This is a genomic window from Sphingomonas sp. MJ1 (PH-R8), from assembly GCF_048058635.1.
GTDB lineage: Bacteria > Pseudomonadota > Alphaproteobacteria > Sphingomonadales > Sphingomonadaceae > Sphingomonas.
Genome location: NZ_JBBEFX010000002.1, coordinates 191,193 through 216,967 on the forward strand (window position 1 = coordinate 191,193; position 25,775 = coordinate 216,967).

At 67.9% G+C, this 25,775-nt stretch carries 20 protein-coding genes; 12 read left to right on the top strand and 8 right to left on the bottom strand.

Features of this window, described 5'->3' with window-relative positions; genetic code table 11:
• Positions 1 to 30: 30 nt before the first annotated feature.
• Positions 31 to 531 carry a MarR family winged helix-turn-helix transcriptional regulator gene (locus VPH46_RS02575; protein WP_416608632.1) on the bottom strand — a complete coding sequence of 167 codons (501 nt, stop codon included), beginning with the start codon at positions 529 to 531 and terminating at the stop codon, positions 31 to 33.
• Between the two features lie 141 nt (positions 532 to 672).
• Positions 673 to 1,503: an alpha/beta fold hydrolase gene (locus tag VPH46_RS02580; protein WP_416608634.1), complete on the bottom strand. Its 831-nt coding sequence runs from the start codon at positions 1,501 to 1,503 to the stop codon at positions 673 to 675.
• Positions 1,504 to 1,616: 113 nt separating this feature from the next.
• Between VPH46_RS02580 and VPH46_RS02585 the strand changes: the two genes are divergently transcribed.
• A complete protein-coding gene (locus VPH46_RS02585; RefSeq protein ID WP_416608636.1) occupies positions 1,617 to 2,636 on the top strand; it encodes a GlxA family transcriptional regulator in 1,020 nt (339 codons plus the stop codon).
• 11 nt (positions 2,637 to 2,647) lie between these two features.
• On the top strand, positions 2,648 to 2,905 hold the full coding sequence (locus VPH46_RS02590) for a hypothetical protein (RefSeq protein ID WP_416608638.1): 258 nt from the start codon (positions 2,648 to 2,650) through the stop codon (positions 2,903 to 2,905).
• A 6-nt stretch (positions 2,906 to 2,911) separates the two neighbouring features.
• Here VPH46_RS02590 and VPH46_RS02595 read toward each other — a convergent pair whose 3' ends face one another.
• The 3 genes from VPH46_RS02595 to VPH46_RS02605 all read right to left on the bottom strand — a co-directional run bounded on the left by VPH46_RS02595 (position 2,912) and on the right by VPH46_RS02605 (position 5,843).
• Positions 2,912 to 4,720, bottom strand: coding sequence for a DUF885 domain-containing protein (locus VPH46_RS02595; protein ID WP_416608640.1), 1,809 nt, complete (start codon positions 4,718 to 4,720; stop codon positions 2,912 to 2,914).
• Between the two features lie 79 nt (positions 4,721 to 4,799).
• Positions 4,800 to 5,528 (bottom strand): energy transducer TonB, encoded by a 729-nt coding sequence (locus tag VPH46_RS02600; protein WP_416608642.1) that lies wholly within the window; start codon positions 5,526 to 5,528, stop codon positions 4,800 to 4,802.
• Positions 5,529 to 5,570: 42 nt separating this feature from the next.
• Positions 5,571 to 5,843 (bottom strand): hypothetical protein, encoded by a 273-nt coding sequence (locus VPH46_RS02605; RefSeq protein WP_416608644.1) that lies wholly within the window; start codon positions 5,841 to 5,843, stop codon positions 5,571 to 5,573.
• Positions 5,844 to 6,155: 312 nt separating this feature from the next.
• Here VPH46_RS02605 and VPH46_RS02610 point away from each other — a divergent pair, with 312 nt between their 5' ends.
• Both VPH46_RS02610 and topA read left to right on the top strand, forming a co-directional pair.
• Positions 6,156 to 6,608, top strand: coding sequence for a hypothetical protein (locus tag VPH46_RS02610; RefSeq protein ID WP_416608646.1), 453 nt, complete (start codon positions 6,156 to 6,158; stop codon positions 6,606 to 6,608).
• 86 nt (positions 6,609 to 6,694) lie between these two features.
• A complete protein-coding gene (topA, locus tag VPH46_RS02615) occupies positions 6,695 to 9,283 on the top strand; it encodes a type I DNA topoisomerase (protein ID WP_416608648.1) in 2,589 nt (862 codons plus the stop codon).
• Positions 9,284 to 9,656: 373 nt separating this feature from the next.
• Here topA and VPH46_RS02620 read toward each other — a convergent pair whose 3' ends face one another.
• On the bottom strand, positions 9,657 to 10,634 hold the full coding sequence (locus VPH46_RS02620; RefSeq protein WP_272695251.1) for a Gfo/Idh/MocA family protein: 978 nt from the start codon (positions 10,632 to 10,634) through the stop codon (positions 9,657 to 9,659).
• Positions 10,635 to 10,858: 224 nt separating this feature from the next.
• Between VPH46_RS02620 and VPH46_RS02625 the strand changes: the two genes are divergently transcribed.
• The 7 genes from VPH46_RS02625 to VPH46_RS02655 all read left to right on the top strand — a co-directional run bounded on the left by VPH46_RS02625 (position 10,859) and on the right by VPH46_RS02655 (position 19,734).
• Complete coding sequence (locus VPH46_RS02625) at positions 10,859 to 12,385, top strand: acyl-CoA carboxylase subunit beta (protein ID WP_416608651.1); 1,527 nt, start codon at positions 10,859 to 10,861, stop codon at positions 12,383 to 12,385.
• Positions 12,366 to 13,190: a hypothetical protein gene (locus VPH46_RS02630; protein ID WP_416608653.1), complete on the top strand. Its 825-nt coding sequence runs from the start codon at positions 12,366 to 12,368 to the stop codon at positions 13,188 to 13,190. The genes VPH46_RS02625 and VPH46_RS02630 overlap by 20 nt, the downstream gene beginning before the upstream one ends.
• 133 nt (positions 13,191 to 13,323) lie before the next feature.
• The gene (locus tag VPH46_RS02635) at positions 13,324 to 13,818 is read left to right on the top strand and encodes a hypothetical protein (protein WP_416608655.1); all 495 of its coding nucleotides are present in this window, start codon (positions 13,324 to 13,326) and stop codon (positions 13,816 to 13,818) included.
• Positions 13,815 to 14,234 carry a methylmalonyl-CoA epimerase gene (gene mce / locus VPH46_RS02640; RefSeq protein WP_416608657.1) on the top strand — a complete coding sequence of 140 codons (420 nt, stop codon included), beginning with the start codon at positions 13,815 to 13,817 and terminating at the stop codon, positions 14,232 to 14,234. Before VPH46_RS02635 ends, mce begins: the two co-directional genes overlap by 4 nt.
• Positions 14,235 to 14,289: 55 nt before the next feature.
• Positions 14,290 to 16,443 (top strand): methylmalonyl-CoA mutase, encoded by a 2,154-nt coding sequence (gene scpA / locus VPH46_RS02645; RefSeq protein WP_416608821.1) that lies wholly within the window; start codon positions 14,290 to 14,292, stop codon positions 16,441 to 16,443.
• A complete protein-coding gene (gene bioB / locus VPH46_RS02650) occupies positions 16,440 to 17,468 on the top strand; it encodes a biotin synthase BioB (RefSeq protein ID WP_125959170.1) in 1,029 nt (342 codons plus the stop codon). Before scpA ends, bioB begins: the two co-directional genes overlap by 4 nt.
• Before the next feature lie 268 nt (positions 17,469 to 17,736).
• Positions 17,737 to 19,734, top strand: a complete 1,998-nt coding sequence (locus VPH46_RS02655) for an acetyl-CoA carboxylase biotin carboxylase subunit (protein ID WP_416608659.1) — start codon at positions 17,737 to 17,739, stop codon at positions 19,732 to 19,734.
• A 1-nt stretch (position 19,735) separates the two neighbouring features.
• On the opposite strand, the gene VPH46_RS02660 is transcribed toward VPH46_RS02655, so the two are convergent.
• Positions 19,736 to 20,131: an acyl-CoA thioesterase gene (locus VPH46_RS02660; protein ID WP_416608661.1), complete on the bottom strand. Its 396-nt coding sequence runs from the start codon at positions 20,129 to 20,131 to the stop codon at positions 19,736 to 19,738.
• Between the two features lie 77 nt (positions 20,132 to 20,208).
• Positions 20,209 to 22,467 (bottom strand): beta-glucosidase, encoded by a 2,259-nt coding sequence (locus VPH46_RS02665; RefSeq protein WP_416608663.1) that lies wholly within the window; start codon positions 22,465 to 22,467, stop codon positions 20,209 to 20,211.
• A gap of 219 nt (positions 22,468 to 22,686) precedes the next feature.
• Between VPH46_RS02665 and VPH46_RS02670 the strand changes: the two genes are divergently transcribed.
• Positions 22,687 to 25,725, top strand: a complete 3,039-nt coding sequence (locus VPH46_RS02670; protein WP_416608665.1) for a TonB-dependent receptor — start codon at positions 22,687 to 22,689, stop codon at positions 25,723 to 25,725.
• The last annotated feature ends 50 nt before the right edge of the window (positions 25,726 to 25,775 follow it).

A 25,775-nucleotide genomic window follows, 5' to 3' on the forward strand; every position in this document is an offset into this window, starting at 1 on the left:
CCGCGCCTTACATCGAGATCCGCGCGCTTGCTAACCTTGCTCGTTCGCCGCAGCCTCGGGGCGCTCCGGCTTGAGGTTCCAGCCGCCGATTTGCGCATAGAGCGCGTCGCGCAGTTCCCGCACCCGGGCGTTGAGCGCCTTGAGTTCCTCCACCGGCTGGCCGGAGGACGACAGCAACGCCTCGGCGAGGCAGCCGGTCTTGGTACGAAGCTCGCGGCCGTCCGGCGTCAGCGCGACCAGTACCTGTCGTTCGTCCTCGGGATTGCGGGTGCGCTGCACCAGGCCGGCGGCCTCCAGGCGCTTGAGGAGCGGGGTCAGCGTGCTCGATTCCAGCGCCAGTCGCTCCGCGATTCGGCCGACCGTCTGGCCGTCCTCCCGCCACAGGATGTTGAGCACCAAATACTGCGGATAGGTGAGCCCGAGCTGATCCAGCAACGGCTTGTACACGCGCTGGATCGCCATGCTCGCGGAGTAGAGGCCGTAGCAGAGCTGGTCATCCAGCGGCAGCAGCGTCTCTGCGACGTCCGTCATTCCTCACTCCTGGTGCAACCGCGCCGCGACGCACCGCATATATCGCGATAATCTTTTGATGAACAAGCCCGTGCGCGAGGAGGAGGGAAGGCGCAAAAGGACGAGGCTCCCCGGAGCGCTGCTCCAGGGAGCCTTTTGGGATCAGCCGCGGAAGAAGGCGAGCAGATCGGGATTGATGACCTCCGGGTGGGTCTGCGCCATGCCGTGGGGCAGGCCCTCATAAGCCTTGAACGTGGCGTTCTTCAGCAGGCCCGCCGCCTTGGGGCCGTGATTGGCGAAGGGCACCACCTGGTCGTCGGTGCCGTGCATCACCAGCACCGGAACGTCGATCGCCTTCAGGTCCTCGGTGAAATCCGTTTCGGAGAACGCTTTGATGCAGTCGTACTGCGCCTTGGCACCGCCGGCGAGGCCTTGGCGTGACCAGTTGTCGATCAGGCCCTGGCTGACCTTCGCGCCCTCGCGATTGAAGCCGTAGAAGGGTCCGGACGCGACCTCGCGGTAGAATTCGGGACGATTGGCGACAAGGGCGGCACGGAAACTGTCGAACAGCTCGATCGGCACGCCGTCGGGATTGGTGTCGGACTTGACCATGACCGGCGGCACGGCACCGATCAGCACCGCCTTGGCGACCCGTCCCGGCTCGGCGCGGGCAACATAATGCGCCACTTCGCCGCCACCGGTGGAGTGGCCGACGTGGATGGCGTCCTTCAGATCCAGTGCCGTCACCAGTTCCGCCACGTCGGCGGCATAGGTGTCCATCTCGTTTCCGGTATCCGTCTGCGTCGAGCGACCATGGCCGCGGCGGTCGTGGGCGATCACGCGATAGCCCTCGCCCAGAAAGAACAGCATCTGGTTGTCCCAATCGTCCGCCGACAGCGGCCAGCCGTGATGGAACACGACGGGCTGTGCATCCTTGCTGCCCAGGTCCTTGTAGAAGATTTCCGTGCCGTCCTTCGTGGTGATCGTCGCCATCGCTTGTCTCCTCGGTGAAGGCGGCAGGAGCGCCGCTGTCGAAGATGATGTACAAGGACCAGGGTGGCGGCACGCGTGGGGGAAGTGACACAGTGCGAGGCGAAACTGACAGGATGCACATCGTCGCGGAGGTCGGGCTCGTCCTCTATCCCGACTGCCAGTTGTCCGCGATCTATGGCCTGACGGACCTGTTCCGGATCGCGAGCGACATCGCGGCGCGTTGGGGCGGCTCGAACCCTCCGGCGATCCGGGTGAGCCACTGGCGCCAGGATGGCGATGCGATCGTCTGTACCTATGACAGCGCACCCGGTTTTCAGCATGCGCTCAGCCACCTCATCACGCCCCCCAGCATCGTCCTGCCGGACCGGATGCAGCCCATGCGCAGCCTCGCCGAGTGGATGGCCACGCTCCACCGCGCCGGGGCGACGCTGTGCTCGGTCTGCGCGGGGGCGTTCGTGCTGGCCGAAACCGGCCTGTTGCAGGGGCGGGAGGCGACTACCCATTGGGCGTTCGCCGAAACGCTCGCGTCGCGTTTCCCCGCCGTCCGCGTCGATGCGGATCGCATGCTGATCGACGACGGCGACATCATCACGGCGGGGGGCATCCTCGCCTGGACGGATCTTGGCCTCACGCTGGTCGAGCGCCTGCTGGGTCCCAGCGTCATGCTCGACACGGCGCGCTTCCTGCTGGTCGATCCGCCGGGTCGTGCGCAGCGCCCCTATGGCCAGTTTGTCCCGCGGCTCGATCATGGGGATGCGGCGATCCTGGCCGTGCAGCATTGGCTGCAGGCGACGGGGGCGAAGGAGCATGGCGTGCCGATGCTCGCCGCCAGGGCAAGGCTTGAGGAGCGCACGTTTCTTCGGCGCTTCAAGAACGCGACGGGCTTGCGCCCCACCGAATATGCCCAGCAGATCCGCGTGGCCAAGGCGCGGGAGGCGCTGGAACGGACGCGCAAGCCCGTGGAGCAGATCGCCTGGCAGGTCGGCTACGGCGACCCTTCGACCTTCCGCAAGCTGTTCCAGCGCGTGACGGGCCTCGCCCCGAACGAATATCGGCGACGGTTCGGCGTCGTGGGCGGGGCGGAAGGCTCCGGTCCGGCGCAGCGGCTGGACAGCGCCCTGCTGCCTGCCTAGGCGCCGGCACCGTGGCCAAGAAACACTATCTGACCGCGACCTTGCCCGATGGCTATGTGAAGACGATCGGGCCGACCTCGATCCCCTTCACCCATTATTGGCGCATCGTCGCCGAACTCGCCAACGGCAAGACCGAGGTGTTCTGGGGCCATGCCAAGTCGTTGGCCGAGGGGAAGGGCAAGCAGGCCGCCGCCGCCGATGCGGCCGCGACCCGCGGCTGGCGCTCCTACGCGTTTGAAGTCGTGGAGCTGGTCAAGACGCGCGGCTGACCCGCCTCACGCCACCGCCCAGCGCTCCCGCACGACGCGTTCCAGCACTGCGAGCGGCATGGCGCCGTCCAGCAGCACGGCGTGGAACTGCTTGAGGTCGAATTTCGGGTTCCTTTGCGCCTCGGCGCGCAGGCGCGTCCACACGGTGTGGCCGATCTTGTAGCTGCACGCCTGGCCCGGCCAGACGGTGTACCGATCGATCTCCCCCTGGCTGCGGCCGCGGGCGATCCCGGTGGTCGCGATCAGATAGTCGGTCGCCTGTTCGCGGCTCCAGCGCTTCGCGTGCATGCCGCTGTCGACCACCAGCCGGGTGGCGCGGAACAGCAGCGACTGGAGATAGCCGACCTGGCCGAGCGGATCGCCCTCGTACATCCCCATCTCGTCCGCCAGCTGCTCGGAATAGAGCGCCCAGCCTTCCGAATAGCCGCTGAAGAAGCCGCGTCGGCGGATCAGCGGGATCTGCGTGCTTTCCAGCGCGAGGCTGACCTGGAGGTGGTGGCCGGGCACCGCCTCGTGATGGGTGAGGGTGGCGAGCCCGAACTTCGGCCGGTCGAAGGTGTCGCGCAGGTTGATGTAGTAGATCGCCGGGCGCGAGCCATCGAGCGAGGCGTTCTGGTAATAGCCGCCGGGTGCACCGGCCTGGATCGTCGGGGGAACACGCCGCACTTCGACCGGCGCCTTGGGCAGGGTGGCGAACGCCTCGGGCAGGCGCGCGTGCATCGCCTGGATCTGCGTGTTCAACTGGGCGAGCAGCGCTTCGCGGCCGGGATCGGTGTTGGGGAAGAGCTGGTCGGGGCGCTTGTTGAGCGCCACCAGCCGCTCGCCCACGCTTCCTTGCGCCATGCCCTGCGTCTTCAGGATCGCGTCGATGCGCCCGCTGATCTCCGCCACCTGCTCAAGGCCGAGCCGGTGGATCTCGTCGCCCGTCATCGCCACCGTGGTCGCCGCCTCGGCCGCTGCGGCATAATAGGCGTCGCCGTCGGGCAGGCGCCAGCAGCCGGCGTCGTGGACCGCCTTGGCGCGCAGCTCCGTCACCAGCGCGCGCTGGCGATCGAGCGCCGGGAACACCTTCTGCTCGACGATCGCCGTCGCACGGGCGACGCGGTCTGCCGGCAATCCCGCGGCCTTCAGCTTGGCGGCGAAGCTGGCCACCATCACCGTCTGGTCGGCGGGCTTTTCCCGCGCGCTCGCCAGCTGCTTGAGCGTGGTGTCGAGAATATAGTCGGGCGCGAAGACGCCGCGCGCGGCATCCCGGCGCTGCCGCTCGCTGCTGTCGTCGATCGCCTTGGGGAATGCCTCCAGCCGGGCGAGATAGGCGTCCGCCTCTGCCGCGTCCCGCACGCGCGCCTGGGACTCCAGGAAGTCCGGCACGTCGCGATAGGGGCCGCTCAGCTGGCTCAGCACATAGGGAGCGAACCGGCCCAGGCTGCTGCCATAGGTGAAGCGCTCCGCACCCGCGATCGCACGGGTCAGCTGATATTCCACGATCTCGTGGTCGAGCTTGGAAGCGGGGGACAGGTCGGCAGTCTTGACCCGCTGGAGCTCGGCAAGCTCGCGCCGGGTGCGGGCGAGCGCACGCGCCTGGCCCGCGGCGGATTCGTCGTCGAGCTGCGACTTCAGGCGTGCGCGCGCGCCGGTGTCGAGGCCGAGCCGGGTCGCTTGCTCCGGGGATTCATCCAGCCGGGCGTAGAAGAAGCGGTCGAGCATTGCGCGGAAGTCCGCGTCGGCGTTCCCCGCGGCAAAGGCTGCGCGTGCCGGAACGGCACCGGCGAGTGCGACGGCAGCTCCACCCACCATAAAATCACGACGCTGCACGGCCAATTCCCCCTGTTGCCCCTGGTTTGGGGAGCAGGTGTAAGCGAGGCCCGGCCGCACGTCACCCAGGGAGTGCCGCTCAGCGACGCGGCTCCAGCCACCAGTCCTGACGCCAGCCACGCATCTCCTCGATCGGCCGGCCGTTGGGGGCGCGGGCAGGGGCATAGCGGTAGCGAGCCTCGATCAGCCGGCAGGTGGTGGCGTCCAGCTCGGCCGAGCCGCTCGAACGGGTCACGGCACAGCCGGTGGCGCGGCCGGCGGCGTCGACCGTGAAGCCCACCGTGACGCTGCCCTCCACCCGCGCCCGCCGGGCAGCGCGCGGATAATCGGAATCGCGGATCGCACCGCGCAGCAGCCGGGCAGGGGAACCGCCACCGCTCCCCGCGCCGCTGCCGGAGGTGCCGCTGCCGGTGCCCTGGCCCACGCCGCCTGCGCCGGTCCCCGGGCCGGGGAGCGGTGCTGCGCCCGCCGCAGCGTCCGGACCCGAGCCGGCGATCGGCGCGGCGACAATCGGCGGCGGCGACAGGACCGGCACGGGTGGTGCCACCAGATCGACGGCGCGCGCGTGCCGGTTCGCGGGCGCCGCCGTGCCGCTTTCCCGCTCCGGCCGGGGCGCCGGCTGGACGTTGTGCGGCGGTGGCGGAGCTGGCGCGGGCAGGTCGAACGTCAGCAGCACGTCGTCGAACTTCACTTCGGGCGTGACGCCGAGCGCCGTCACCAGCGCGATGCCCAGTCCCGCGTGCAGCAGCAGGACGGCAAGCGCGGAGGCGATCCGATGCCGCCCACCCTGATGATAGCCCTGCCGCATGCCATCCTAGATCGGCAGGCCAGCAAGCCTATTTCAAGTGCGTCAGCGGCCTCCGCCGAGCGGTACCCGCAAGGTCACCTTCTTCCAGCCCCAGCGGATCATCGAATCCTCTTCGTCCTCGACCGGCTCGGCAAGCTCGCGCAATCGCCAGCGGCTATCCTCGGCGGCGGTGGCGGATTCGATCCGCTGCAGGTCGAACGAGCCGGCGTCGGAAAGTTTCGCTCGCGGCGCCTGGTTATCCCGCGCTGTCGGCGTCGCTGTTGCAGCGGTGCCGCTGATGGCCAGCACGAGGATGGCTGCGGCAAGGCTTGTCATTGCGGCGTCGAAGTCCCTTGAAGTGGTGATGGCAGCTAGAAAGCCTGACGACCCGTCGATGTTCCCCTTGTCGGGAGGAAGCGCTCCGCCCATCCTGCTGCGCGGGGGGCGAAAATCATGCGAGACATGGGACGGAAGGTGTCGGAGCTTTGCGCGGAGGCGTTGGCGCTGGCCGCGGGCGGATGGTGGATCGCGGGAGGGGCGATCCTGCTCCTGTGTGGCGCCGGTACCGCCTCGGACCTGCTTGGGCCCGCCGGGAGGCTGGCTGGTGGGGCGGTCCAGCTGGGCGTGTCCTGGGGAATCCTGCGGTCTATGGCACAGCGGCAGGGCTGGATCCCACCGGGAAGCAGCGCCGGTGGCGTCCTCGGCCTTCTCGGCCTCAACATCCTGCACACCGTTGGCGTGGGGCTCGCCTGCCTTCTGCTCCTGTTGCCTGGCCTCTACGTCGCTGCCCGCTGGTCGGCGGCGGGTGTCATCCTGGTTGCCGAACGCGCGAGTCCGACGGAGGCGCTGGGCGAGAGCTGGACGCGCACGCGCGAGTGGGTCGGTGTCATCGCCCTCGTCCTGTGCGGCGTCTTCCTGCCGCTGGTCGCCGCGGGCGTTGCGCTGGCGCTGTGGACCGATCCCGGTTCCACGAGCGTCGGCGCGGTGGCTGGAACGAACCTTGCCATCGCCCTATCTTATGTTTGCGCCTGGTACGTCGGGATGGCCGTCTACGCCCGGACGCGCGCGTCACAGGAAGAGCTGGAACAGGTCTTCGCCTGACGCCTCCGGCAGGATAGGGGGCGCTTGACGCGGGCTACCGGCGATCCCCACTCTCGCGCGTACACGTAAGGACCCCGCACACCTCCATGCAGCTTGTCATCGTAGAATCCCCGGCCAAGGCGAAGACCATCGAGAAGTATCTCGGCAAGGACTATCGCGTCCTCGCCTCCTACGGCCATGTCCGCGACCTGCCGGCCAAGGACGGATCGGTCGATCCGGACGAGGGCTTCGCGATGGAATGGGAGACCTATGCCGACAAGTCGCGGCAGCTGAAGGCGATCGCGGACGAGGCCAAGAAGGCCGACCGACTGATCCTCGCCACCGACCCGGATCGCGAGGGCGAGGCGATTTCCTGGCATGTCCAGGAAGTGCTGGCCAAGAAGAAGGTGCTGCCCAAGGAGGTCGAGCGGGTCACCTTCAACGCCATCACCAAGCCCGCGATCCTGGCAGCCATGAAGGCCCCGCGCGAGCTCGATACCGACCTCATCGACGCCTACCGCGCCCGCCGTGCGCTGGACTATCTGGTCGGCTTCACCCTGTCGCCGGTGCTATGGCGCAAGCTGCCGGGCGCCAAGTCCGCCGGCCGCGTCCAGTCGGTGGCGCTGCGCCTGATCGTCGAGCGTGAGCGCGAGATCGAGGGGTTCACCGCCCAGGAATATTGGTCCGTCGTCGCGCAAATGGAGCAGGACGGCCAGCCGTTCGAGGCGCGGCTGGTGAAGTTCGACGGCAAGAAGCTCGACCGCCTGTCGCTGGGCGACCAGGGCTCGGCGTTCGCAGCCAGGGAAGCCGTCGAGGCGGCGCGCCTGTCGGTCGTCTCGGTCGAGACAAAGCCTGCGACCCGCAACCCCCCGCCGCCCTTCACCACCTCGACGCTGCAGCAGGAGGCGGCGCGCAAGCTCGGCTTCTCCGCCAGCCACACGATGCGCATCGCCCAGTCGCTGTATGAGGACGGCGCGATCACCTATATGCGTACCGACGGCGTGCAGATGGACGGATCGGCCATTGATGCCGCCCGCGGGGCGATCGCCAACCGCTATGACGCCAGCTACGTCCCCGATCGCCCGCGCCAGTACCAGACCAAGGCGAAGAACGCGCAGGAAGCGCACGAGGCGATCCGCCCGACCGACTTCTCCAAGGATCGCGCCGGTTCGGGCGACCACGGTCGCCTCTACGACCTGATCTGGAAGCGCGCGCTCGCCAGCCAGATGGCGTCCGCCCGGCTGGAGCGCACCGCCGTTGAGCTGGAGGACGGCACCGGCCGGCTTGGTCTGCGCGCCACCGGCCAGGTCGTCCTCTTCCCCGGCTATCTCGCGCTCTATGAGGAAGGCCGCGACGATGCGGGCGACGAGGATTCGCGCCGCCTGCCGCTGCTGCGCGACGGCGATGCGCCGGCCAAGAAGGGCGTGACTGCCGAGCAGCACTTCACCCAGCCGCCGCCGCGCTTCTCCGAAGCCTCGCTGGTCAAGCGGCTGGAGGAACTCGGCATCGGCCGTCCGTCGACCTACGCGTCGATCATCCAGGTGCTCAAGGACCGCGCCTATGTGCGCGTCGAGAAGAACCGCTTCTTCGCCGAAGAGAGCGGGCGCCTGCTGACGGCGTTCCTGGAGCGCTTCTTCGAAAAATACGTCGGCTACGACTTTACCGCCGGGCTGGAGGAGGAACTCGACGATGTGTCGGGCGGCCGTGCCGAATGGCAGGCGGTGCTGGAGGCCTTCTGGCGCGACTTCAAGCCGCGCACGGCCGAGGTGATGGAGCAGCAGCCCTCCGCCATCACCGCCGAGCTCGACAAGTTCCTGGAGGCCTATCTCTTCCCGGCCAAGGCCGACGGCAGCGATCCGCGCCTGTGCCCGAACTGCGGCGAAGGTCGGCTGGCGCTGCGCGGCGGCAAGTTCGGCGCCTTCGTCGCCTGCTCCAACTATCCCGAGTGCAAATACACCCGGCGCTTCGGCCAGCCGGGTGGCGAGGGCGCGGAGGAGACAGGTCCGGAAGGTCTGGGCAAGGATCCGGAGACGGGTCTGGAGGTCGAGCGCAAGTCCGGCCGCTTTGGGCCCTACATCCAGCTGGGGGAGGGCAAGGACGCCAAGCGCGCCTCCATCCCCAAGGACCTCCCGGGCGGCGAGCTGACGCTGGAATGGGCGCTGAAGCTGCTGAGCCTGCCGCGCGTCATCGGCAACCATCCGGAGACGGGCGAGCCGATCGAGGCGGCGATCGGGCGCTATGGGCCGTATCTGAAGCACGCGGGCAAGTACGCGCGGCTGCAGACCACGGCGGACGTGTTCGAGACGGGCATGAACGCCGCGGTGGTGAAGCTCGCCGAGGCGGCCGCCGGTCGTCCGGCGCGCGGGGCGGCGCGCGAGCCGCTGCGGGTGCTCGGCGCCCATCCGCGGACCGAGGCGGAGATCAAGCTGATGGAGGGCCGCTACGGGCCCTATGTCACGGATGGCACCACCAACGCGACGCTGCCCAAGACGGTCGCGCCCGAGGCGCTGACGCTGGAGGAAGCGGCCCAGCTGATCGACGCCCGCGCCGCCGCGGCGCCGGCCAAGAAGGGCCGTAAGGCACCGGCGAAAAAGGCGGCGGCGAAAAAGCCGGCGGCCGAGAAGAAGCCGGCCGCCAAGAAGGCACCGGCAAAGAAGGCGCCCGCCAAGAAGGCGGCGGCGAAGACCGAAGACTGACGCTCCGCCTCCGTCCACCCGTCATGCTGACTTCCGTCAGGATGACGAGCGTGGATCGGGCTTTAGCCTGAACCACACCCGTACCCCGGCGAAGGCCGGGGCCCAGTTGCGGTGCCATCGGGGGAAGGCACCGCACCTCGCCAAAGGCCCCCAGCTGGACCCCGGCCTCCGCCGGGGTACGGCACACGGCATCTGATCCCTATCCCCGCGCAGGCGGGGATCCAGGGGGCCAGCAGGGCGACGGTTGCGCCGGTACCCTGGGCTCCTGCCTACGCAGGAGCACGAAGCAGTTGAACGGGTGCGCACCCGAAACGCAGAACGGCGCGCGTACCGCGGGGTACGCGCGCCGTTTCTGTTTCGCTCAAGAAAGCGCTTACTCCTCGAACGCACCCACTTCGCTGCGGCGGCCGATCAGGAACGCGTCGGCCACGTGGCGGAACGGCGACAGGTCGACGTCGCTCTCGCGGCGGTCGAGCAGATCGGCGAAGCGGCGGTAAAGGCGGGCGTATTCGGGCTCGTCGCCGACGTCCTGCTCGACGCCGTCGACGAACATCTTGGAGGCGCCCATCGAGAGCTTCAGGTGGCCGCGGTCGGTTTCCACGTCCACGTCCCAGGTCTGCGGCCCGCGCTGGTCGAAGTCGAAGAACACGTCGACCGGAACGCCCGCGGTGTCGGTGAACGACAGGTCGGCCGCGATGGGTGCCGGACGGTTGGACGGGAAGCGCAGCGCCGCATCCTGCAGCAGCAGCGGGCGCGGCAGGATCTGCGTGATCACCGACAGCGCGTTGATGCCCGGATCGAACACGCCGATGCCCGGCTCCCAGATCCAGGCCTGACCCGGATGCCAGACGCGCACGTCCTCCTTCCAGTTGACCTCGACGCGGCGGATTTCGCGCTCGGCGAGCCAGGCGCGCGCCGGCTCGACGCCCGCGGCCTCGCGCGAGTGCCAAGTCGTGAAGAGCACGCGGCCGGCCTCGCGCGCCAGGCGCACGAAGTCCTCGGCCTCCGACAGGGTGGCGGCCGGCGGCTTTTCGATCATCACGTCCAGGCCGTGTTCCAGCGCTTCCTCGATCAGCGCGAGGCGGCCGCGCGGGGGCGTGCAGATCGAGATCGCCTGCACGTCGGGCACCGCCTGCATCATCTCGGTGATGGTGCGGAAGCCCGGCACGCCTTCGGGCGGGGTGTGGCCGGTCACGGCTGCGACCACCGAGAAGCGCTTGTTGGCGGCGAGATGCGGGATGTGCTGGTCGCGCGCGATCTTGCCGATGCCCGCCAGTGCGATGCGGATCGTGCCCGCGCCAGCCTCGGCAGCTTCACCGGTGATGTCGTGGGATTCCAAAGCCGTAGTCAATCCGCGTTCCTCTCCGCTCCGGGGGACGGCAGCGCACCGCCGGTCCTGGTCGATAACTCCGACATATCGGCGCAGCGGCGGCCGATCAATCGGCCGTGTTCCACCAACCCTGCTTTTCGGGCGGTGCATGCCCCTTGTTCCTGCCCCCTCCCGCCCGCTAGGTTGCGCCCGGGATCGTGCCCAGCCGCAGCGGCAAAGGGGCACACCCGGGTAAGGAGAAGGGCTTGCGCGAACAGGTGCAGGAGCTGGAACGGCGGCGTGCCGCCGCGCGTGCCGGCGGCGGCGAGAAGCGGGTGGCCGCGCAGCATGCCAAAGGCAAGCTGACCGCGCGGGAGCGGCTCGACGTGCTGCTCGACCCCGGCAGTTTCGAAGAGCTCGACATGTTCGTCGAGCATAATTGCGTCGATTTCGGCATGGCGGATCAGGGGATCCCCGGTGACGGCGTGGTGACCGGATCGGGCACGATCAACGGCCGGCTGGTGTTCGTCTTTTCGCAGGATTTCACGGTGTTCGGCGGCTCGCTGTCCGAACGCCACGCCGCCAAGATTTGCAAGGTCATGGACATGGCGATGAAGGTCGGGGCGCCCGTCATCGGCCTCAACGACTCCGGCGGCGCCCGCATCCAGGAGGGGGTGGCCTCGCTCGGCGGCTATGCGGAGGTGTTCCAGAGGAACGTGCTCGCCTCGGGCGTGGTGCCGCAGTTGAGCCTTATCATGGGGCCGTGCGCGGGCGGGGCGGTCTATTCGCCGGCGATGACCGACTTCATCTTCATGGTGAAGGATTCGAGCTACATGTTCGTGACCGGCCCCGACGTGGTGAAGACCGTCACCAACGAAGTGGTCACGCAGGAGGAACTGGGCGGCGCCGTCACCCACACGACGCGCTCGTCGGTGGCGGACGTCGCGTTCGAGAACGACATCGAGGCGCTGCTAGCGGCGCGCGACTTCATCGACCTCTTGCCCGCCTCCAACCGCGTCGAGGCGCCCGAGCGGCCCACGGAAGACCCGTGGGATCGCATCGAGGACAGTCTGGACACGCTGGTGCCGCCGTCCGCCAACCAGCCCTATGACATGCACGAGCTGATCCGGAAGGTGGTCGACGAGGGCGACTTCTTCGAGGTGCAGCCCGCACACGCCGCCAACATCCTGACCGGCTTCGGCCGGATCGAGGGGCGGACGGTGGGCTTCGTCGCCAACCAGCCGACCGTGCTCGCCGGCGTGCTCGACATCAACGCGTCCAAGAAGGCGGCGCGTTTCGTGCGCTTCTGCGACGCGTTCGAGATCCCGATCGTCACCTTCGTCGACGTGCCGGGCTTCCTTCCCGGCGTCGCGCAGGAGCACAACGGCATCATCAAGCACGGCGCCAAGCTCTTGTTCGCCTATGCCGAGGCGACCGTGCCCAAGATCACGGTCATCACGCGCAAGGCCTATGGCGGCGCTTATGACGTGATGGCGTCCAAGCACCTGCGCGGCGACCTCAACTATGCCTGGCCCACCGCTGAGATTGCGGTAATGGGCGCCAAGGGCGCCGTGGAGATCATCTTCCGCGGCCGCACGCCGGAGGAGATCGCCGAGCGCACCGCCGAATATGAGGCGCGCTTCGCCAACCCGTTCGTGGCGGCCTCCAAGGGGTTCATCGACGAGGTGATCCAGCCGCACGCCACCCGCAGGCGCATTGCGCTCGGCCTGCGCAAGCTGCGGGGCAAGCAGCTGGAGAACCCTTGGAAGAAGCATGACAACATCCCGCTCTAGGCGTGCGGCACCGGCCAAGGCGGGCGGCGGCGGACGGTTCCTCGCCACGGCGATGGTGGCGGGGGTGACGCTCGGCATGGGGGCGCTGCTGCTGTGGCCGCGCGATGGCGAACGCAGCGAACCGGCACCGTCCGCGGTGGCGCCCAAGCCTGCACCTCCTGCCGCCGTTGCGCCGCCCACCGGCGTGCGCGCGTCGCCGCCCGCCGAGCAGCTCGCGCGCGCCGCCCGGACGGTGTTCGGGCCCACAGGCAAGGCGAGCAGCGCCGGGGAAGGCGGGCAGGTCGTCACCACGCCGGCACGGCTGGTGTGGCGCGGCGACACTGCCGTTCTGATCAGCACGGCCGAGATGGTGGATGGTTGCCACGGATGCACGGGCGGACTCGACATCGCCTATCTCAAGCCGGCGGGGGACGGCTTCACCCTCGTCCAGCGCTGGCCGGATGCGGTCTCGGGATCGAGCTGGGGCGCACCGCCTGGCGAATGGTCGGTCTCCGACAAGTTCGGCGCCAATCCGGTGATCTATGCAAGCGGCGGCGGGACCTGGCAGGGCTATACGTGCAGCGTGTTCACCCTGACCGAACTCGGCGCCGGTGGCCCGATCGGCCTGGTTTCCGTGCCCGAGGGCTATGACGACAGCGGCGCCGGCACCACGCCTGCCACCACGCTGGAGGGCAAGATCGCCAACATCGTGCCGGGCCGCGGGTTCGACGTGCACTACACGGGCACCCAGAGCTTCACCGATCATTATGTCCGCCAGGGCGACAAATATGCCGTGCGTGGCGAGACGCGGATGCCGACATGTTGAGCGAAATTCCTAAGTCGTTGTTTGGGTGCTCGCTCAAAGCCGTTCGTACGCCGTTCGCCACGACACCATGTTCGATCAGCGCAGATCGCTGGGCAAGTAGATCCAGCTCGGAGGGGGCATGACAGCCTCCCACTTGGACACCAGCTCTGGTCCAGAAAATATTCCTCTCTGGTTGAAGGAGAAGCGGCGGGAGTTGGCGACCGACAATGTTAATCGGTCATACGAGTCAGCATTTGGCCTCCTGAAATGGATATTAACGTCGACACTGGTCTTGCATTCGACGGCGCTAGTTGCAGCATTAGGATCTGCTAATTTCGCTAAGGTTCTACTTTCCGGTCCGGCATGGCTCTTTGTTGCGGGTATCGGATGTACGTTCGCAGGAGGTCTGACGCTTGCAGTCAGCGCTGCCGAGTTTGCAGGCCAGATGTCGGGCGCGTTGTGGAAGGGTGAAGGGCTAGACGGCGAGGTCAACGCAATTTTCGACCCAGAACCAAACCGTACCTCGATCATGGGGGCGACGCTGCTAGGACTTTCAATCGCATGTTTCATGCTCGGCAGCGGGTTCAGCATCATGGCTATCAACAAGCAGCCAAATCAGGTCGTTTCAGCTAACGCGAGGAACAAGTGAACCTCGGTCGCCTTAACCACGTCGGCGTCGCCACCCTCTCGATCGCGCAATCGGCGGAGCGCTATCGCCTGCTGTTCGGGGATGCCGCGGTCGGGGAACCCTTCGACCTTCCCGCACAGGGCGTGCGCGTCTGCTTCGTGGATGTGCCGAACACCCAGATCGAGCTGATCGAGCCGCTGGGTGCGGACTCGCCGATCCACGGCTTCCTCGCGAAAAACCCGGCCGGCGGGCAGCACCACCTCTGCTATGAGGTGCCCGATATCCATGCCGCCAAGGCGTGGTTCGAGGGGCAGGGCATGCGGGTGCTGGGCGAGCCGCGCATCGGCGCCCACGGGACGCCGATCTTCTTCGTCCACCCCAAGGACATGGGTGGCGTGCTGACCGAAATCATGGAGAGCCCGCGTGGCGAACATTGAGCCACCCCAGCCGGGCGAGGATTCCGGCGCCGCTCCTGCGCCGCGCGACCTGCCCGTGAGCGACGGCACCGGCAGCCCCAGTCTTGCGGACTGGCAGGCGCTCGCCGCCAAGGAAGTGAAGGGCCGCGACCTCGACTGGCACACGCCCGAGGGCATCACGGTCAAGCCCCTCTACACCGCCGACGACGTCACCTCCAACCCAGGCCTGCCCGGCTTCGCGCCCTTCACCCGCGGCGTGCGCGCGTCGATGTATGCCGGGCGCCCGTGGACGATCCGCCAGTACGCAGGCTTCTCGACGGCCGAGGAGTCCAACGCCTTCTATCGCCGCAACCTGGCTGCCGGGCAGAAGGGGCTGTCGGTCGCCTTCGACCTCGCCACCCATCGCGGCTATGACAGCGACCATCCGCGCGTGGTGGGCGACGTCGGCAAGGCGGGCGTCGCGATCGACACCATCGACGACATGAAGATCCTGTTCGACGGCATCCCGCTCGACCAGATGTCGGTCAGCATGACCATGAACGGCGCGGTGATCCCGGTGCTCGCCTTCTTCATCGTGGCGGCGGAAGAACAGGGGGTCGCTCAGGAAAAGCTGGAAGGCACGATCCAGAACGACATCCTCAAGGAGTTCATGGTCCGCAACACCTATATCTACCCGCCCGAACCGAGCATGCGGATCATCTCGGACATCTTCGCCTATACCTCGGCGCACATGCCGAAGTTCAACAGCATCTCAATCTCCGGCTATCACATGCAGGAGGCGGGAGCGACGCAGGTGCAGGAGCTCGCCTTCACCATCGCCGACGGCATGGAGTACGTCCGCTACGGCGTCGCCTCCGGGCTCGACATCGACAAGTTCGCCGGACGGCTGAGCTTCTTCTTCGCGATCGGCATGAACTTCTTCATGGAGGTGGCGAAGCTGCGCGCGGCGCGCGTGCTGTGGCACCGGGTGATGACGCAGTTGGGCGCCAAGGACGAGCGCTCCAAGATGCTGCGCACCCATTGCCAGACCTCGGGCGTGTCGCTGACCGAGCAGGATCCGTACAACAACGTCATCCGCACCACGATCGAAGCGATGGCGGCGATGCTGGGCGGCACGCAGAGCCTGCACACCAATGCGCTGGACGAGGCGATCGCGCTTCCCACCGACTTCTCCGCCCGCATCGCCCGCAACACCCAGATCGTGCTGCAGGAAGAAACGGGCATGACCAAGGTCGTCGATCCGCTGGGCGGCTCCTACTATGTCGAGAGCCTCACCCAGCAGCTGGTCGACCAGGCCTGGGGGATCATCGAGCGGGTCGAGGCCGAAGGCGGCATGGCCAAGGCCGTCGCCGCCGGCTGGCCCAAGGCGATGATCGAGGAGGCCGCCGCCGCCCGCCAGGCACGCGTCGACCGCGGCGAGGACGTGATCGTCGGCGTCAACAAATACCGCCTCGCCAGCGAAGATCCGCTCGAGACGCTGGAGGTGGACAACACCAAGGTCCGCGAGGCGCAGATCGCGCGCATCGAGCGCGTGCGTGCCGGTCGCGACGAGGATGCGTGCCAGGCGGCGCTCGGCGCGCTTCGCCGGGACGCGACCGGGGACGGCAACCTGCTGGCGCTCGCGGTCGAAGCGGCACGCGCCCGCGCGACGCTGGGCGAGATTTCGGCCGCGATGGAGGCGGGCTTCGGCCGCTACGGCACGACGCCGGTACCGGTGAAGGGCGTGTATGGCGCGCCTTATGCCGGGGACGACCGCTGGGCGCAGGTGGCGGCGGGTGTGCAGGCGGTGGAGCGCCGGCTGGGGCGCAAGCCGCGGCTGCTGGTCGCCAAGATGGGGCAGGACGGGCATGATCGCGGCGCCAACGTCATCGCCTCTGCGTTCGGCGACATGGGCTTCGACGTGGTCTCCGGGCCGCTGTTCCAGACACCCGACGAGACGGTGGTGCTGGCGATCGAGAGCGGCGTCGACGTGGTCGGCGCCTCCAGCCTGGCCGCCGGGCACAAGACGCTGATCCCGGAGCTGATCCGCGGCCTGCGCGAGGCAGGGCGGCACGACATCAAGGTGGTGGCCGGCGGCGTCATCCCGCCGCAGGACTATGACTATCTGCGCGACGCGGGCGTGCAGGGCATCTATGGACCCGGCACCAACGTGGTCGAATGCGCGGCGGACGTGCTGCGCCTGCTCGGCCACAACATGCCACCTGCCGGACTCGAGGACGCCGCCGAATGATCGACACCCTTCCCCAGCACGCCGCGGACGTGCGCAACGACTGGACGCGCGACGAGATCGCAGCGCTGTTCGACCTGCCGTTTCCCGAACTGCTGTTCCGCGCCGCCGAAGTGCATCGCACCAGCCATCGCGCCGACGAGGTCCAGCTCTCCACCCTGCTGTCGATTAAGACCGGCGGCTGCCCGGAAGACTGCGGCTATTGCAACCAGTCGGTCCACGCCGAGACCGGGCTGAAAGCGACGAAGCTGATGGACGTGCGCGCCGTGCTCCAGTCGGCCGCGCAGGCCAAGGACAATGGCTCGTCGCGCTTCTGCATGGGCGCCGCCTGGCGCAACCCCAAGGACCGCGACATGCCCGCCATCATCGAGATGGTGAAGGGCGTGCGGCAGATGGGCATGGAAACCTGCATGACGCTGGGCATGCTGACGCCCGAGCAGGCAGCGCAGCTCGCCGATGCCGGCCTCGACTATTACAACCACAACATCGACACCTCGCCCGAACGCTATGGCGAGGTCATCACCACCCGCAGCTTCCAGGAGCGGCTCGACACGCTCGACCATGTGCGCGGTGCGGGCATCAACGTGTGCTCGGGCGGCATCATCGGCATGGGCGAGACGCGCGAGGATCGCGTCGGCTTCATCCACGCGCTGGCGACGCTGCCGCAGCATCCCGAAAGCGTGCCGGTGAACGCGCTGGTGCCGGTCAAGGGCACGGTGCTGGGCGACATGCTGGCCGACACGCCGCTCGCCAAGATCGACGACATCGAGTTCGTCCGCACCGTCGCGGTCGCGCGCATCACCATGCCGGCGAGCATGGTGCGCCTGTCGGCGGGCCGCGAGAGCATGAGCGATGCGACCCAGGCGCTTTGCTTCCTGGCGGGCGCCAATTCGATCTTCACCGGCGACAAGCTGCTCACCACCGGCAACGCGGGCGACGACAAGGACGCGGCGCTGTTCGCACGCCTGGGCCTGCGCCCGATGCAGGCGGAAGCACCGCGGGTGAAGGAGGCGTGCGGATGCTGCTGATCGCGCTGGCACGGAGATAAGTCGCGTGTGGAAGGTCTTCCGAGCAGCGGGCCTTCCGCAGCGGCGCTGCCCTGGGATCGTTGAGGACGCGACACCGTTGGCCAGATCGGGAGTGAGCCCGGCGACGGCGGTGCGCGTGAAGGAGAGTGAATGCTGGTGACCCTGTTGGCCGCGGCGAATGCCGCGCGATGTGCAACCCCCCGGACGCAGGGGGCGGAACTCCGGTCCGCTGCCGCACCCACGTCGCTCGTCGGGCAGGGGTAAGCCCATGTTCCGAAAGATCCTGGTTGCCAATCGCGGCGAGATCGCCTGCCGCGTGATGCGCACCGCCAAGCGCATGGGGATCGCCACGGTGGCGGTCTATTCCGACGCGGATGCCGACGCGCCGCACGTGCGCATGGCGGACGAGTCGGTGCGGCTTGGGCCGGCGCCGGCGGCAGAGAGCTATCTGCGCGCCGACCTGATCCTGCTGGCAGCCAAGGAGACCGGCGCCGACTGCATCCACCCGGGCTACGGTTTCCTGTCCGAGCGCGCCGAGTTCGCGCGCACCTGTGCCGAGGCCGGCATCGCCTTCGTCGGCCCGCCGCCAGAGGCGATCGCGGCGATGGGCGACAAGATCGAGTCCAAGAAGCTCGCCAAGGAAGCGGGCGTCAACGTCGTGCCGGGCTTCCTGGGCGAGATCGCGTCGACGGAGGACGCGGTGCGGATCGCCGGCGATATCGGCTATCCGGTGATGATGAAGGCCTCCGCCGGCGGCGGAGGCAAGGGGATGCGGCTCGCCTGGAGCGAAGCCGATGTGCGCGAGGGGTTCGAGGCGACCAAGCGCGAGGGGCTGGCGAGCTTCGGCGACGACCGCGTCTTCATCGAGAAGTTCATCCAGAGCCCGCGCCACATCGAGATCCAGGTGCTGGGCGACCAGCACGGCAACCTCGTCTACCTGGGTGAGCGCGAATGCTCGATCCAGCGCCGCCACCAGAAGGTGGTGGAGGAGGCGCCATCGCCGTTCGTCACGCCCGAGATGCGTCGCCGCATGGGCGAGCAGGCGGTGGCACTGGCGCGTGCGGTTGGCTATTTTTCGGCCGGCACCGTCGAGCTGATCGTCTCCGGCGCGGACCCCTCCGGCGAAAGCTTCTACTTTCTGGAGATGAACACGCGCCTTCAGGTGGAGCATCCGGTGACGGAGGCGATCACCGGTCTGGACCTGGTGGAGCAGATGATCCGCGTCGCCGCCGGCGAGCCGCTGGCGTTCGGTCAGGACGATGTCACGCTGACAGGCTGGGCGATCGAAAACCGGGTCTATGCAGAGGACCCGTATCGCGGCTTCCTGCCGTCGACCGGCCGTCTGGTCCGCTACCGTCCGCCGCCCGCCCGCGACGGCGTGCGCGTCGACGACGGCGTGCGCGAGGGCGGCGAAGTCAGCATCTATTACGACCCGATGATCGCCAAGCTGGTCACCCATGCCGACACGCGATTGGCCGCGATCGACGCGCAGGTGCATGCGCTCGACCGGTTCGAGATCGACGGCTTGGGCACCAACATCGATTTCCTCTCGGCGCTGATGCAGCACCCGCGCTTCCGCGAAGGCGCGCTGACCACCGGCTTCATCGCCGAGGAGTTTCCCGAAGGCTTCACCGGTGCCGCGCCGTCACCGGAGCTGCAGCGCCGTCTGGCGGCGATCGCAAGCGTGCTCGACGCGACCTATGCCGCGCGTGCCGCGCGCATCGAGGGGCAGTTGAGCGGCCCCATCTCCCCCGCCACCGACCGGGTCGTGACGCTCGGCGACGCGCGCTTCGAAACGCGGGTGGAGCCGTTCGAAGGCGGGCAGCTGGTGCGGTTCGCCGATGGCGGCACGATCGAGCTGGTGGGCCATTGGCGGCCGGGCGAGCCGCTGTTCGCGGCGATGCTGGACGACGAGCCGCTGGTGGTGCGGGTCGCCCGCATCCGGGGCGGCTGGCGCCTGATCGCGCGCGGCGCCGCCCATCGCGTCGGCGTGCTGCCGCCGCACGTCGCGGCGCTCACCCGGCACATGATCGAGAAGGTCCCGCCGGACTTATCGCGGCTGCTGCTCTGCCCGATGCCGGGGTTGCTCACGCGCCTGCACGTGGCGCCCGGCGACCGGGTGGAGGCTGGCCAGCCGCTCGCGGTCGTCGAGGCGATGAAGATGGAGAACATCCTGCGCAGCCAGAAGGCCGGCACGGTGAAGTCGGTCAACGCCGCCGAGGGCGAGAGCCTGATGGTCGACGCCGTGATCCTGGAACTGGAGTAGCTCAGCTCTCCAGGAAGGGTGCCGCGACTTCCGGCGGCACCCGCAGGATGCGGCCCGTCGCCCGGTCGACGATCGCCCAGGTGGTCTTCGCCTCCACCCGCACGCGGCCGTCCTCGCCCACGAAGCGCATGTGGCGATCGAACCGGGCCCCTCGCGGGGGTTCTGCGATCCAGGTTTCGGCCGTGACGCTTTCGCCCTCGCGAACGTTGCCGCGATAGTCGATCTCGTGCCGGGTCACGACCCAGACATAGCGTTGCTGGTGTTCGGCCGGGGCCACCGCCTCCCAGTGCGCCGTGGCCACGTCCTGGATCCAGCGCACCCAGACGGCATTGTTGACGTGCCCGAGCTCGTCGATGTCCGCCGGGGCGGCGGTGATGCGGGTCTCAAAGGGCGCCATGCCGCGTTCCTACCAGCAGCCCGGCGGCCAAGTCGATCCATGGGTAGGCGGCTGCCCTCCCGGGCAGCCGCCAGGCCTCAGGGCTTCATGGTGCTGGCGGCCAGGGTGGTGACTGCGGTCAGCTTGCGATCGGTCGCATCGTGGCCGATCGCCACGCGATAGCGGCCGCCCGCGATCCGCCATCCCGGGAGCGCCGTGTCATAGTCTGCGACGATGCGCGGTTCGGCCGTGAGCGTGACGCGCCGCGTCTCGCCGGGCTTGAGCTCGATCCGCTGGAACGCGGCGAGCCGCATCGGCTCCTTCGCTCCTTCGCGAACGACGTAGAGCTGCGGCACGTCCGCGCCCGCACGCTTGCCGGTGTTGGTGACCTCGACGGTGACGCTCAGCGTGCGGCCGCCGGTGACCTTGGGCTTGCGATAGGCGAAGCTGGTGTAGCTGAGACCGTGGCCGAACGGGAACAGCGGCTTCAGCGCCTTCTTCTCGTACCAGCGATAGCCGACGTCCGCGCCCTCCGTGTACTCCACGGGGAAGCTCTGGAACTGGAAGTTGCCGGCATTGGCGGGGTTCGCCGCTGCCTGCGCTTCCAGCGAGTTCATCGTTTCCAGACCGACGGGGTTGGGACGCGGCGGCTGGCCGGCGCTGGCCGGGAAGGTGATCGGCAGCCGTCCCGAAGGGTTGACCTTGCCGGTCAGGATGTTGGCGATCGCCTCGCCGCCGCGCTGGCCGGGATACCAGGCCTGTACCACCGCCGGCACCTTCTCGATCCACGGCATCAGCACCGGGCCGCCGGTCTCCATCACTGCGACCGTCTTCGGCTGGGCGGTGGCGATCGCGTCGATCAGCGCGTCCTGGTGATCGGGCAGGCGCAGGTCGGGCACGTCCTGCGCCTCGGTCGTCCATTGCGTCGCGAACACGATGGCCAGGTCGGCGGCCTTCGCAGCCTCTACGGTCGCGTTGAAGTTGCGCCCGTCGACATAGTCGACCTGCACGCCCGGCAATGCCTTGCGGAGTGCCTCGAGCGGGGAGGAGGCATGATAGGTGATGCGCGCAAACGAGGATGCCGCGCCATAGGCGAGCGGCACTTCGACGGGAGCGCCGCCGACCGAGCGCACCTGGCTCGATCCGCCGCCCGAAAGCACGCCCACGTCCGCGTTGCCGCCGATCACCACGATGCGCTTGGCGCTGGCGGCGAGCGGCAGCAGGTTGCGCTCGTTCTTGAGCAGCACAATGCCGGCCTCGGCCGCGCGCTGGGCCACTTCGGCATGCTGGTCGTAAGAGATGGCCTCTGCCGTCGCTGGCATCGGTGCATCATAGGCGCCGGTCTCGATCAGGCCGGTCAGGTAGCGGATGACCATGTCGTCCAGCCGCGCCACCGGTACCTCGCCGTTCTCCACCGCCTGCTTGAGCGGCTTGGCGAAGAACAGCGCCTTGTCGAGTTCCTGGCCCGACTGCTGGTCCAGCCCAGCGTTCGCGGCCTTGGCAGTCGAATGCACCGCGCCCCAGTCGCTCATCACCCAGCCGCGATAGCCCCAGTCGCGCTTCAGCACGTCCGTCAGCAGCCGCGGGTTCTCGCACGCCCAGTCGCCGTTCACCTTGTTGTAGGCGCACATCACCGAGCCAGGGCGGCCCTTTTCGATCGCGATCTGAAAGGCGAGCAGGTCGCTCATCCGCAGCGCCTTTTCGTCGATGCGCGCGTCGACGACCATGCGGCCGGTCTCCTGCGCGTTCAGTGCGAAGTGCTTGACGGTGGAGACGATGCGGTTCGACTGGACGCCGGCGATGTGCGCGCCGCCCAGCAGACCGGCAAGCAGCGGATCCTCGCCCAGATATTCGAAGTTGCGGCCGTTCCAGGGATCGCGGGTCAGGTTGACGCCGCCCGCCAGCAGCACGTTGAACCGCTTGGCGCGTGCTTCGGCGCCGATCATCGCGCCGCCGGCGCGTGCGATCTCGGGATCGAAGCTGGCGGCGGTGGCGAGCCCGGAGGGGAGTGCGGTGGCGACATCGCCCTTGCGCTGCTCGACCTGGTTGGCGACGCCGAGCGACGCGTCACTTTCGCGCACCAGCGGCACGCCCAGTCGCGGGATGCCGTCGATATGACCGGCGGAGGGGATCAGCTCGTTCTTGGTCTTGCCGTTGGCCATGGGCGGGAACAGCCCGTGCACCAGCGCGATCTTCTCGTCCGTGGTCATGCGCGCGACGACCGCCTCGGCCCGCGCACGCGCATCCCCTGCCGGAGCGGGCGAAGACGCCGCCTGCGGCTCCCGCGCGAGCACCGCCGGCGCGGCCAGGCCTGCCAGGAGCGATCCTCCGAGCAGCAGGCCATGAAACTTCAACATCCTCTTCCCCTTCTCGTGGTGTGGCGCGCTTCGGAGCAAATTCATCGTCCGCGCGCAATGGCTGTGCTTTTCAGAGCACAGGTTGGGAACGTTCTCAACAACGGTATCGCTCACACTTTCGGCGACACGGCATTGCTGCTTGACAATCATTCGCCTGCTCAGTGAACGTTCTCAATAACGATGCGGGATCACAGCCCGCCGGCAAAAGGGGAGGTTCGGATGCGCGGCTTTACCGCTCGCTCACACACGCAGTTGGTCCTTGGCGTTTCTGCTTTGGCGTTGATCGCAACACCGGGGACGGCGCTGGCACAGGATGCCGCAGCTACTCTCGGCAACCCCGGCCCATCCGAGATCGCGGATACGTCGCGTGCCGAGCCGGGTGAGGCTGGCGACGACATCGTCGTCACCGGCATCCGGGCGTCGCTGCGCGAAGCGGTCGACATCAAGCGCGATGCCCAGGGCGTCGTCGATGCCATCTCGGCCGAGGACATCGGCAAGTTTCCTGACACCAACCTCGCCGAATCGCTCCAGCGCATCACCGGCGTGTCGATCGACCGCTCCAACGGCGAGGGGCAGTTCGTCACCGTTCGCGGCTTCGGTCCCGAATACAATCTGGTGACGCTGAACGGCCGGCAGATGCCGACCTCGACACTCGGTGACGGCGCCAGCGCGCCCGCGTCGCGCTCGTTCGACTTCGCGAACCTGGCGTCCGAAGGCATCGCGGCGGTGGAGGTCTACAAGACCGGACGTGCCGCGGTTCCCTCGGGCGGCATCGGCTCGACCATCAACATCCGGACGCCGCGCCCGCTCGACAAGCCGGGCATGCGCGGCTCGCTGGCGGTGAAGGGCGTGCTCGACAGTTCCCGCAACGAGGGCAACCCGATCACGCCGGAAGTGTCGGGCATCATCTCGACCACTTTCGCCGACGATCGCATCGGCGTGCTGCTGAGCGGCGCGTACCAGCGGCGCAAGGCAAGCGCCAACTCCGCAAGCGTCGGCTTCCGAGACGGCTTCTTGGGCTCGGACGAAGGCTGGGGTTCGCTGCCGCTGCCCGGGACCCCCGGCGCCGCCAATATCACCAACCGTCCCGGCCCGAACGACGTCTATGAAATTCCGCAGAGCGCGGCCTATGACCTCATCGACATCGATCGCGAGCGCATCAATGGACAGCTGGTGCTGCAGGCGAAGCCGACCGACACGCTGACGGCGACCGTCGACTTCACCTATTCGAGCAACGAGGTCGAGGTGCGCGACAGCAGCGTCGGCATCTGGTTCAACTTCGCCGACACGTCCAGCGCGTGGACGGATGGTCCCAACGCCGGCCCGCTTTTCTATTCGGAGCGGTTCGGACCGGGCAAGGATCTGTCGTACAGCGGCGCGCTGAGCGCCAACAAGTCCGAGAACAAGTCGCTGGGCGGCAACCTCACCTGGGAAGCTCCGGGCGGAGTCACGGTCTCGCTCGACGCGCACCACTCGACCGCGGAGTCGAAGCCGACCAACAAGTACGGCAGCAGCACGTCGATCGGCAACGCGATCTTCGGCTTGCAGAGCCAGACGGTCGACTTCGAGCACGACATGCCCGTGCTCTCCTATACCATGTATCCGGGCGTCGACCCGCTCGACCGGTCGCTGATCACGCCGACCGGCAACTCGTTCCGCAACGCCTATTTCAAGGACGAGATCAACCAGGTCCAGCTGAAGGGTCACTACGATCACGAGGGCAGCTTCCTCGACAGCATCGATGCCGGCTTCTCGTTCGTCGATAACAAGGTCCGTTCGGCCTATGGCTTCATCCAGAACGACACCTGGGGCGGGATCGGCCCGGCTTCCGACATCCCGGACGACCTGTTCGAGCAGGTGAGCATCCCGGACAAGTTCGACGGGCTGTCTGGCGCGAATGCATCGGGCATCATCCCGGCGCTCTACATGTTCAACTTCGAGCGCATGGCGGACCTGCTGGAGAACAACTACGGCATCTGCAGCGATCCGCAGACCGGCACCGCGCAGCCAGGTACCTGCCTGTCCGACTACACGGTCGATCGGCGGCTCAGCGAGAAGACCATCTCGCCCTTCATCCAGTTCAACACCAAGTTCGACCTGTTCGCGCGCCCGGCGCACCTGATCGCCGGCATCCGCTGGGATCACACCAACATCGACTCGTCCGCACTGGTGCCGGTACCCGTCGGCACGCGCTGGGTGTCGGCGAACGAATTCAGCGTGATCTATTCGGGTGAAAGCACCTTCACCCGGCTGAAGGGGAGCTATCAAAACTGGCTGCCGGCCGTCGACTTCGACATCGAGCCGATCGAGAATGTGAAGCTGCGCGCCTCGTACAGCCACACGATCGCGCGCGCCGATTATGGCAGCCTGCAGGGTGGTCGTACGATCGACTCCAATCCGCGTATCGGCGGCGGCACCGGCAGCCAGGGCAACGCAGGCCTGCTGCCGTACAAGTCCAAGAACCTCGATTTCTCGGCCGAGTGGTACTACGATCGCGAAAGCTACGTCTCGGTCGGCTATTTCAACAAGGATGTGTCGAACTTCATCAGCACGACACAGGTGGACACGCCTGCGTTCGGGCTTCGCAATCCGGCGGCCGGTCCGCGCTATCAGGCGGCGGCCAATGCGCTGGGCACCACCGATGCGGTCCGGATCCGCGATTATATCCTGCGCAACTTCCCGGACTCGTCGACCGTCACCGGCTCCACGGATGTGGGCGGCGTCACCTACTTGACCGGCGACATCTTCGCGACGGCCGAGGATCCTCTGTTCAACTTCCAGATCGCGCAGCCCTTCAACAGCGATCAGACGGCGAACATCCACGGGTGGGAGTTCGCAATTCAGCACCGGCTTTGGGAAACCGGGCTCGGCGTCATCCTGAACTACACGATCGTGGATGGCGACGCGAAGTTCGACAACACGCTCGATCCGAATGTGGGGCAGTTCGCGCTGACGGGCCTGAGCGACAGCGCCAATGCGGTGCTCTACTACGACAAGGGCGGCATCCAGGCGCGTGTGGCCTACAACTGGCGCGACGAGTTCTACAACGGCGGCTCGTTCGATCCCACCTATGTCGAGGCCTATGGCCAGGTGGACGCCAGCGCGAGTTGGGAGTTCGTGCCCGGCCTCACCGCCTTTGTGGAGGCCATCAACCTCACCGGAGAGAGCCGGCGCGGACATCGGCGCTCCGACAATTTCGTGACGTTCGCACAGCCGGGCTATGCTCGCTACTCGGGTGGTATCCGCTTCACCTTCTGATCCGGAGGCCCCCCGCCGACACGAAGCTGCGAAAGGGGTCCGCTCGAAAG

What these genes read in the sequence shown, in the direction of transcription:
- VPH46_RS02575 (WP_416608632.1), bottom strand. Translation starts at nt 531, where the DNA reads ATGACGGACGTCGCAGAGACGCTGCTGCCGCTGGATGACCAGCTCTGC.
- VPH46_RS02580 (WP_416608634.1), bottom strand. Translation starts at nt 1,503, where the DNA reads ATGGCGACGATCACCACGAAGGACGGCACGGAAATCTTCTACAAGGAC.
- VPH46_RS02585 (WP_416608636.1), top strand. Translation starts at nt 1,617, where the DNA reads ATGCACATCGTCGCGGAGGTCGGGCTCGTCCTCTATCCCGACTGCCAG.
- VPH46_RS02600 (WP_416608642.1), bottom strand. Translation starts at nt 5,528, where the DNA reads ATGCGGCAGGGCTATCATCAGGGTGGGCGGCATCGGATCGCCTCCGCG.
- VPH46_RS02605 (WP_416608644.1), bottom strand. Translation starts at nt 5,843, where the DNA reads ATGACAAGCCTTGCCGCAGCCATCCTCGTGCTGGCCATCAGCGGCACC.
- VPH46_RS02610 (WP_416608646.1), top strand. Translation starts at nt 6,156, where the DNA reads ATGGCACAGCGGCAGGGCTGGATCCCACCGGGAAGCAGCGCCGGTGGC.
- topA (WP_416608648.1), top strand. Translation starts at nt 6,695, where the DNA reads ATGCAGCTTGTCATCGTAGAATCCCCGGCCAAGGCGAAGACCATCGAG.
- VPH46_RS02630 (WP_416608653.1), top strand. Translation starts at nt 12,366, where the DNA reads ATGACAACATCCCGCTCTAGGCGTGCGGCACCGGCCAAGGCGGGCGGC.
- bioB (WP_125959170.1), top strand. Translation starts at nt 16,440, where the DNA reads ATGATCGACACCCTTCCCCAGCACGCCGCGGACGTGCGCAACGACTGG.
- VPH46_RS02655 (WP_416608659.1), top strand. Translation starts at nt 17,737, where the DNA reads ATGTTCCGAAAGATCCTGGTTGCCAATCGCGGCGAGATCGCCTGCCGC.
- VPH46_RS02660 (WP_416608661.1), bottom strand. Translation starts at nt 20,131, where the DNA reads ATGGCGCCCTTTGAGACCCGCATCACCGCCGCCCCGGCGGACATCGAC.
- VPH46_RS02665 (WP_416608663.1), bottom strand. Translation starts at nt 22,467, where the DNA reads ATGTTGAAGTTTCATGGCCTGCTGCTCGGAGGATCGCTCCTGGCAGGC.
- VPH46_RS02670 (WP_416608665.1), top strand. Translation starts at nt 22,687, where the DNA reads ATGCGCGGCTTTACCGCTCGCTCACACACGCAGTTGGTCCTTGGCGTT.